General features: G+C 42.7%; 8 protein-coding genes. 3 read left to right on the top strand and 5 right to left on the bottom strand.

Translation table 11 applies throughout. The features are described from left to right. Positions 1-63: 63 nt before the first annotated feature. Positions 64-843, bottom strand: a complete 780-nt coding sequence (gene blaDIM / locus ACED29_RS19590; protein ID WP_182697810.1) for a DIM/SIM/IMP family subclass B1 metallo-beta-lactamase — start codon at positions 841-843, stop codon at positions 64-66. 58 nt (positions 844-901) lie between these two features. Then, a complete protein-coding gene (locus ACED29_RS19595) occupies positions 902-2,233 on the bottom strand; it encodes an AarF/ABC1/UbiB kinase family protein (RefSeq protein WP_347689551.1) in 1,332 nt (443 codons plus the stop codon). 236 nt (positions 2,234-2,469) lie between these two features. Between ACED29_RS19595 and ACED29_RS19600 the strand changes: the two genes are divergently transcribed. Beyond that, entirely contained in the window at positions 2,470-4,044 is a 1,575-nt protein-coding gene (locus ACED29_RS19600) for a sulfotransferase (protein ID WP_371698489.1), read from the top strand. 125 nt (positions 4,045-4,169) lie between these two features. Here the strand turns inward: ACED29_RS19600 and ACED29_RS19605 are convergent, their stop codons facing one another. From ACED29_RS19605 to ACED29_RS19615, 3 genes are all read right to left on the bottom strand, one after another. Beyond that, positions 4,170-5,324 carry an aspartyl/asparaginyl beta-hydroxylase domain-containing protein gene (locus tag ACED29_RS19605; protein ID WP_371698491.1) on the bottom strand — a complete coding sequence of 385 codons (1,155 nt, stop codon included), beginning with the start codon at positions 5,322-5,324 and terminating at the stop codon, positions 4,170-4,172. 98 nt (positions 5,325-5,422) lie between these two features. Continuing rightward, a complete protein-coding gene (locus ACED29_RS19610) occupies positions 5,423-6,454 on the bottom strand; it encodes a sulfotransferase (RefSeq protein WP_371698492.1) in 1,032 nt (343 codons plus the stop codon). 60 nt (positions 6,455-6,514) lie between these two features. After that, positions 6,515-7,057, bottom strand: coding sequence for a hydrolase (locus ACED29_RS19615; RefSeq protein ID WP_347689547.1), 543 nt, complete (start codon positions 7,055-7,057; stop codon positions 6,515-6,517). A gap of 121 nt (positions 7,058-7,178) precedes the next feature. Here ACED29_RS19615 and ACED29_RS19620 point away from each other — a divergent pair, with 121 nt between their 5' ends. Both ACED29_RS19620 and ACED29_RS19625 read left to right on the top strand, forming a co-directional pair. Further along, the gene (locus ACED29_RS19620) at positions 7,179-8,216 is read left to right on the top strand and encodes a DUF2235 domain-containing protein (protein WP_371698494.1); all 1,038 of its coding nucleotides are present in this window, start codon (positions 7,179-7,181) and stop codon (positions 8,214-8,216) included. Positions 8,217-8,288: 72 nt separating this feature from the next. Further along, a complete protein-coding gene (locus ACED29_RS19625) occupies positions 8,289-9,155 on the top strand; it encodes a cobalamin-binding protein (RefSeq protein ID WP_371698496.1) in 867 nt (288 codons plus the stop codon). Positions 9,156-9,541 lie beyond the last annotated feature (386 nt).

Genomic DNA, 9,541 nt, shown 5'->3' on the forward strand with positions numbered 1-9,541 from the left:
TCAATTGAACTCAATGGTTAATAAGCTATCGCATATCGACGCAATAGATTTATCTTTTTGATGTTAAATGCTTAAGTTGTTCAGTAATGCGATGGTGTGGGTCAGCAATGCTTTATCCCCAACCTTTCCATGACCGGGTACTACCATTTTCACCTGAGGGAATTGGGCTTGTACCTTGGCAACTGTTAATGGCCAAGCTTGCATGTCTGCTTCAGCTGTATAACCCAATACGCTTGAATTCAGCGATTTGATTAAACATCCGCCAAATAATATTTTTTGTGCGGGTAGCCATACCACAAGGTTATCTTCGGTATGTCCGGCCCCAAGATCATATACTTCAACTAAATCCGTTTTCATTATGTATTGTGTGCCGCCAAAGGTGTTTTTAGCGATAGGTTTAGCATTTTTAGCTAAAATCTTCTGGGTTGTTTCAGATACTGTGGTCGCAATGCCTTGGCTGTTAAGGTAACCGATACCGCCAGCACGATCTTGATGGGAATGAGTTGAAATACTGGCAACTGGGGTAAATCCTTGCTGGGCAATCCAGTCAAGAAGCTTTGCCGTATCGCTGTCGGTCCAAGGCGTATCGATAATATAGGCCTGTTTATCTTCAACCACAACAAGGCCGTTCGCTTCGACTAAGCCGAAATTGCTGACATTCATATAGGAGTGATGTAAATACACTCCATCAGCAAGTTTTGATACAGTCAGCTGGCCTTCAAGGCTAGGTTTTACGGTTTGGTTTGTTGTTTTTTCTGCTTCATGGCCATAACTGGGTAAGCAGAGCATTAATGCAACTACGCCCATGATGCGCCATGAGCGATGAAAGGTAAGGTTAATCATAACTATGTCCATATATGCCATGGTAAATGGCGAGTAAAATAAAGATTAAGTAGACATGTTACACATTTTTTTTACCGATTTGAGTTTGATAAACAGAAAATAATTTAGCGACGTTTACTTTGGCTTTTAGCTTTGCCGCGAGTAAATACATACCTGCTAATTTACGATGAATAAAAATGGCATCAGTAGGTGGAGTATGCCATTCATCTTGTTGGGTGCTCATGGCTTTACCTGCCTGAGTGATACGTTTAGCTAAACTGCTTTGAGCAAAATCGTATTCACCATCAAAGCGCAGTGGCTCACAAGCTTGGTAGAAAATATCAATAATTAGCTGTTTCTGTTGTGGGTCGATGGCGTCTTGAAAAAAGCCGATCTGTTGTGCTGCTTGTGTCATTTGTTGTTTATCATCAACAATCGCACCTTGCATCAGTTGCAGATAACCTTGCGATAATGTGTCGCTAATGGTGCGGGTGGCGCCAAAGTCGAATAGGACGATTTTTTGAGTGTCTGCTTGGTACTGAAAATTGGCAAAATTAGGATCTGACTGGAGCAATTTAAATTTAAATAGCTCTTTAAAGCACAATTCCATTAGTAACGTTGCGATTTGGTCGCGCACTGCTTGTGATGATTCGGTTAATGACTCAATCGCCACGCCTTCAACAAATTGCATACATAAAATGCTGTTGTTACTCAATTTTGGGTAAACTTTAGGCACGATGAAGTGAGGGTTATCGCCCAGTTGTTGCTGATAAAGTGCAACTTGCTCAGCTTCAAAGTGATAGTCCGCTTCGTTATGCAGCTGCACTTTTGCTTCAGCGAGTAAGGTATCGAGTTTTACGTTAGCGGGAATTAACCGCGAGACTTTTAATAAACTGGCCACGTTGTCGATATCGCTGTCGATGCTGTCTCGAATACCTGGGTATTGAATTTTTATCGCCAGTTTTTCGCCGGTATCTAAATAGGCTAAATGTACTTGGCCAATCGATGCCGCAGCAAAAGGGCGTAATTCAAATTGGGCAAACGGTGCAATCCAATCGCTGCCCCAATGCTCAACTAATAACTGGGTTAATTGTTTGTGTGGCATGGCCTTAGCGTCAGAGCGCAGCTTAGCCAATATTTCTGCCAATTCAGGAGGCACTAAGTCTCCGGCATCCATTGACAACATTTGGCCCACTTTCATGGCCGCACCGCGTAGTTGCGACAGTTTATCGGCCACATGGCCAATATTTTTGGGGGTCATCATCAGTTGCTGCATTGATGGCGACTTACCTTGGCTAAATTGTTTGGCGCCTTCAAGCAGCACGTTACCCGCTAAACGTGAAGCCAGCCCACCCATTTTTGATAATCGAGATAGACGGCTGGTTGGTACTTTGGCTTCATTATTTTTCATCAAAACTCACTTTTGTCGGGTGAACGGGGAAATCTATATGGCCATTGTACGCTTAAGTTAATTATTTCGTTCACTAATTCAGGTTGGTTTTAGGCACTGTTTGTCGCCTCAAGATTCTGATGATATTTATGCTATTCTACTGAAACAGAACTGATTGAACTAAGTGATTAAGGCAAGTGATTGAGCTTAGATTTAGTCGACAATAGTGGATTAATTATAATAAAAAGGACCCTCGTTTGAGTATTATTGACCAATATTTGAGCCAAGCGGAATCGCTGTTTCAATCAAAAAATTATTCGTCGGCCAGAATGTATGCTCGTAAAGTGGTTAAGCGCGATGATAAACACGTCGGAGCCTTAGCGATACTAGGTCATATTCATTTACAGCAACAACAATATGCACAAGCAGAGAGCTATTTTATCAGTGCGGCATCCATTAAACCGAATACGGTATCAGTATTAATGGGGCTGCTGACTATAGCTGAAGTAAAACAAGACTTTTTCTTATCTAAAGCTTATTTAGAACAGTTAATTAATTTGTTACCACAGGACGCAAAATGCCGTTATAAACTGGGGCTGGTCGCGACTAAAGTTGGCGATATGACCTTAGCGGAACAATGTTTTCAATGGTGTGTGGCAAATGATTTTGCTGAACCCGCTGTGCAGCTTAATTTGGGTCATATCTATAAAGCCAAAGGCGATACAGAAAAAGCAGCCAATTTTTATCAGCAATATATTCAATTAAGCCCAACGCAAGTGGGGGTAGGTTATTGGAGTTTGGCAGATTTAAAGCAGTATCGTTTCAGCACTGATGATTTGAGCTTATTACAAGGTTTTGTAACCGATGAGTCGTTAAGCAAACAAAATCAAGCGCTGGTGTATTTTGCTTTGTGTAAAGCCTACGAGCAAACACAGCAAATCGAAAAAGCGTGTGAGTCGATGTTATTAGCCAATCAAATCATGGCGCTTCACCGACCGTTTAAACAAACCCAGTTTGCCAGTATTGTGTTGTCGCTACTTGGGCATACACCATCGCCACATATTAATCGCTCGCCAGCGGCTAGCCAAACACCGATTTTTATCGTTGGTATGCCTCGTTCTGGTACCACTTTAGTCGAGCAAATTTTGGCGTGCCATAGCGATGTTGGCGCTACCGATGAGTTACCGTTTATGGAACGCTTTGCGCTGCAGATGGATATGTCGGGTGGTTATCAGGCTAGATTAAGTCAGCTTTCAGCTAGCCATATTGATCAATTCCGCCAACGGTATTTAGCTGAAGTGAATCATTACTTTAGCGATGCACCAACGTATGTAATCGATAAAAACCCAAATAACTTTTTACACATAGGGCTAATTAAAACCTTATTTCCTCAAGCAAAAATAATCAATGTGGTACGTAATACAGTCGACAATGGCTTGAGTGTATTTAAGCAGTTTTTCAGTTTTGGCCATGACTATTCGTATTCGTTTGCGGGTATTTCAAGTTACTGGCAACATTATTTAGACATCATGCAACATTGGGATAGGTTGTACCCTAATGAGATTTTACATGTTTGTTTTGAGCAATTAGTGCGTGAGCCAGAGTTACAAATTCAACGCATATTGGATTACTGTGAGTTAACGACTCAAGCGCAATGTTTTACCTTTTATGAGTCTGAGCGGGCGGTGTTAACGCCCAGCGCCAGCCAAGTTAGGCAGCCTATGAATCCTAAGGCAATTGGTCAGGCTGACAAGTATCAAGCTTTTATACCTGAGCAAATAGCCGAGTTGGATGCCATTGCGAAAAAAGCCGCACAGCAATTTTTTGGTTAATCTGAACTTGGGGTAAGGCATTGCCACAAGCTAAAACACCATCGTTTGGTTGATGTTACAGAAATGGCGCCTAAGGGCGCCATTTCTGTAACTTTTCAGATAAACCTAAGCAGGTCTTCATCTTATTAACTCATCTTACCGTGACATGCTTTATAGCGCTCGCCACTGCCGCAAGGGCAAGGGCTATTGCGTGATGGCGGTGCAATCATAGATTCAATCATCGGATCGCTGGATTTGGTTACCGCTGTTTTTGGCGCTGAATTAGCTCTTACTTGAGAGGTTTTTGGTGAAGCAATAGCTTGTTTGCGCGTTGCCAATGGCTCACTAAGTTCAACATTCATACACGCCACGATAACCAATTGTTCGAACGCTTTAACCGCTGAACCAGAATGGGTCAGTTGCAATGCTTTAGCGCACTGTAGTGCTTTTATCATGGTTTGTTCACGCAGTGCATGATAATGCGGCCAACCGGCTTTAGTGCACTCATATTGCAGCCACAACATGCGCCAATCGGCAACATACTCAGCTATCAATAACGAAAATGCATTCACTTCTGCAAGCCTATTATCAGGATTGTGTTTGACCTCAGCTAACAACTCATTGGTTAAGTATTCAACCTCTGCCACAGGCATGATAATGGGGGCGTTAAATTGCTCTGTGATCAAGCTTGCTGCCAAGCCTGGGTTAAAACCGACGAATTGACTGTTTAATGCTGTTGATTGATTATCTGCGATTGAACGTGAGTGCTTAAATACCGTTCGCCAAAATTGACTTGACCCTGCCAAATCAACCACTAAATGAACGCGATATTGGTCGCTGTTGTTCTCTACTTTGTGAAGCTTCCACGAGTCGAAAATCCAACACTCACCGGCGCCCATATGCACTTGTTTATCATGACAAAAAAACTGCACTTGTTCGGTGGTGGTAATCGGAATATGCACTCGAACGCGTTTATACCAATGGTAGTTAATGTCTGAATGCAGTGGCACTTGTGCACCGGGTGCTAAGCGCATTAATCTCGAACGACTGAGTACCTCACCAAATGAAGCGAGTATTTGTTTGATGTAAGGGCTTTTTTCTAACGCCGCAGTGGGCTGCATTGGCCCTTTAAAGTCATTGTTAAACTCGCCATTGACCGAGATTAACGGAATGGCCGAATTACCCTGAAAACCTTCATGATGAGTGACCCAGTCTGATCCGGTAAATTGCTCGATTTCTTTGGTTAATTGACCGATATCAAAGCTAAAAGGTAATTGATAAAACTCATGAGGTAACTTCATTATTGGGCTCTCTGTAATGCGGCGTTTACCGTTATGATTTTCTACACAGGTATTTTTACCCGTTCTGCTGGCTATTTACAAATGCTGGCGCTTTTGGGCTAATGTAATTGACCATGACATTGCTTAAATCGTTTGCCCGAACCACAAGGGCAGGGACTGTTGCGAGACACATTTTGATCGTTTGGCTGAGCTAACACTTTCTTTGTGGGTTTGGTAGCCTGTGCTACAGGCTTAGCAATGTCGTGTTGCTGCCATTGAGTGTCATATATTGGATGGCCGCGCTGGCGTAAATGATGATTAATTTTGTTCAGTGTTGTACAAGTACTTGACCAAATTTTGGCAATATCATGGTAATTTTCGAGCCACTTATCTGGTTTTGGGGTCGATATAGTGTAGCGAGAATGCGCTAATGGCTTGCTGCATAATTGCGCTAAGGCTGGGTCGAAATCTGTAGCGGTAAATTGACAGAGTTGCTTAACGGTTTTCGCAGGGTCTGCAATTAATTGATCGTAAGACACCATGCACCAGCGATTGCTGTCGATCTTTTGCAACGAATCCATAATCGCTTCATTAGCGGCTTGCCATTGAAACGCGGCAATGGACGCTAATGACTGGCGATTAAGCTGTTGCCATTTTTCTGGAAGCAGTAGCGACCAGTTACGTTTATCCCACCCCGGTAAATTAGGATAAGTGACAAACTTATTCGAGCGCCAAGCTTGCATAATACTGCTGATATTTTCTTTGGGTTCTCTGACGAGATAGATAAATAACGCATCAGGAAATAGCGCATTAAAAAAATCTATCCGCAAACTATTCTTGGGGGTTTTTTCTAAAAAACGAATACTCTTATCGCTATCACTTTCGAGCTTATTGCCCTGGCTATCTTGAAGTGCATCGCTAAAGCGTTGTAATAACAACTGTCGTAAATCATCATCAATATCCTGCTCACTTAAAGTATTAGAACTAAATTTACGGTAGGCAATATTCAACTTGGGGATGGTTTCTATCAGCGCATGGCTTTCACCACCAATAGTGAATATTGACTGGCTTTTTGATAACACCTCGAACAACAAAGTGCTGCCTGAGCGGGGCGCAGATAAAATAATGATGGGCCGATCAAATAGGTGCATAGCGGTATGATGTTATTGTTATAATTGTTTTAACATCATACCCATACTGATAACTTATGGCTACTTTATCAATTTAAGTAATGCCTTAAAGCGTTCACCTTGGGCGACATGCTGAAGTTCAAACAGTAATGATTCAACATTGGTCAGTTGGGCGCCATCATTAAGCATCATTTGTACTCCAAGCACTTTGTTGTCTGTCCCCCTTGAAGAAACCGCATCGGCAACAAGGTGCACTTGATAGTCGTTGTCCAGTAAGTCTTTACAGGTTTGATAAACGCACACGTGGGTTTCAATACCCGCAAGGATAACCTTATTACGGTTTAACCCTTTAAGTTGTTGTTTTACCTCGTCACAATGCCAAGCACTAAAGTGCTCTTTAGCGATGGGTTTGCTTGTTTTTGTTAATAATTGTGCGATCTCTTCGCTGGTGGGACCTAATTTATCGGGTAATTGTTCTAACCAAATAATCGGAATATCAAATAGTTGCGCACCTTGAATTAATACTGCAAGTTTTTGGTGTAGTTGAGCTGATTGCTGCATAACTTGGGCTAGTTTGCCTTGTACGTCTACAATCATTAATACACTTTGTTCTGCTGTTATCATGGTCAGTTACTCGAATCGACTTAAGTGAACTTTCGAGTATTGGTTATTTTTCCGATGGTGAAAATAGGCATTTAGTCTATTATGCTTCATCTATTGTTCATGCTGGGTGTCAAGGATTGATATGAAAAAACGTATTGTTATTTGTGCTGATGGCACCTGGAATCGGCCAGAAAAGGATCTTGAAAAAGATCACGCCACTAATGTGCTTAAGCTTGCTAGGGCTATCAAACCCATTGCGGATGACGGTGTGCCACAGCAGGTGTTTTACGATTGGGGAATCGGCTCGTATTATGATTCTGTTATCGGCGGCGCAACTGGTCGTGGGCTGCATAAAAATATTATGGATGCTTATCGCTATATCGTACAAAACTATTCGCCTGGTGATGACATTTATCTATTCGGTTTTAGCCGTGGCGCTTATACCGTTCGCTGTTTATGTGGCCTGATTAATAATTGCGGTATTGTTACTCGCCCAGATGCAAAGCTTATTCAACAAGCGTTCGACCACTATAAAATGAAAACTCAACCTTTTTCCCCAGATGGTGAGCGCTCGGTGCAGTTTCGTCAGCAACATTCACATCCATCACGTGAAGTGGCCTTTGTTGGCGTGTGGGATACTGTTGGTGCTATGGGGATCCCGCTGTCGTTTCTCGGTTTGTTTGAAGACAAAGATGAGTTTTATGATGCAAAATTAGGCCGCAATGTCAAAGTGGCTCGTCATGCACTTGCACTAGATGAACATCGCAGCGATTTTGAGCCAACCATTTGGGCCCCTCGAACCAGCATAGACATACAACAGGTTTGGTTTATCGGTGCCCATAGTAATATTGGTGGTAGTGTTGCACCTAATGACGACGGCAGTACCTTATCTGATATTGCGTTACAGTGGATGATAAGCCAAGCGCGAGCGGCTAGTTTGACGGTGGAGTTACATTTAGCCGATGCGTTATTGCCTAATCCAATGGCGGATATTCAAGATTCATATCGTAGCTTTTATCGAGTTAAAAAACGCTTTATACGAGCGCTAGACCCAGAGTTAGTACCAATATTATTACATCAGTCGGTTAAAACACGCTGGTTGAATGACAGCAATTATCGGCCGAAAAATTTAGTCGATTACATCGATAAGCATGGTTGGCCCGACAAGCTGGCGCAATAAACGGTAAAAACATCATTCAATTGCTCGTGTTAATCATCACCATTAAAAACCATTTCGATTAAGGAAAGTATTTTGCTACGTGTATTGTTATTGCTCATCACAGTGATAGGACTATCGTCTGTATCACTTGTTTTACCCGCGGCAGCATCGACGGCCACAGATGATTTACAAGATAAGCCGCCGGCTAAACGGATTATTGCTTTATCGCCCCATGGGGTTGAAATGCTATTTGCTATTGGCGCAGGTGAGTCGATTGTGGCGACCACAGATTATGCTGATTTCCCTGAAGCGGCTAAAGATATCCCCAGTATTGGTGGCTATTATGGTATTCAAATCGAGCGAGTGATTGAGCTCAATCCTGATTTAATTGTGGTGTGGCAAAGTGGCAACAAAATGGAGGACATTAAACAGTTACGCGATTTAGGTTTTACCCTGTTTAATAGCGACCCTAAACACTTAGCCGACATCGCGACAGATCTTGAGCTGCTCGGCCAGTTAACCGGCCATAGCGCTAAAGCCAAACAAGTGGCAGATGATTATCGTCAGCAATTAGCTGATATTACCCTGCAAAATCAAACTAAGCCGGCCGTTAAAGTGTTCTATCAATTATGGTCAACGCCGCTGATGACAGTTGCTAAAGGCAGTTGGATCCAAAACCTGATTGAGGTCTGCCATGGTGATAATGTGTTTTTTGACGCAGCAAGTGAATACCCACAAATTAGCATTGAAAATGTGTTATTAACCGACGCCGAAGTTATCTTACAAAGCCAGGATGAAGGCAATATTTTAGGTATCAATTGGTCTGATTGGCCTGAGCTACCAGCGGTAAAAAATCACCATATATATCAGTTCGATGCCGATTTACTTCATCGGGCCACCCCAAGGGCTATTTTAGGCATTAATGCAGTTTGCGGTGCGTTGGATAAAGTAAGGAGATAAGGCTTTTATTTCGTCGTGGCGGCATAGTCGATTTCTTATCTCGTCATCCCGGTAATGATAGTGAGCCGGGATCCAGCTTTTTTGTTTGATTTACTGTTCTTTCTATGGCCTGCGGCCACTAACGTCGTGGCGCTTCGCCCACACCAGAATTTTTAAACTCCGTTTGAATTAACATCGCAAGGTTCCACCCTGCACGGGTACAAATAATTTGTCATTCCGACAATGCTTTTGAGCCGGGATCCAGGTGTTTGCTTGTTGCTTTTATGGCCTGTGGCCACTAACGTCGTGGCGCTTCGCCCACACCAGACCAAGAGGAAACCAACGGCTGTTTCCTCTTTACTCTTTATAAATGAATTAGCCCAGCCGCCCCGCAACATTTTCGCTAT

This window comes from Shewanella sp. 5S214 (assembly GCF_041439795.1).
Taxonomy (GTDB): Bacteria; Pseudomonadota; Gammaproteobacteria; order Enterobacterales; family Shewanellaceae; genus Shewanella; species Shewanella vesiculosa.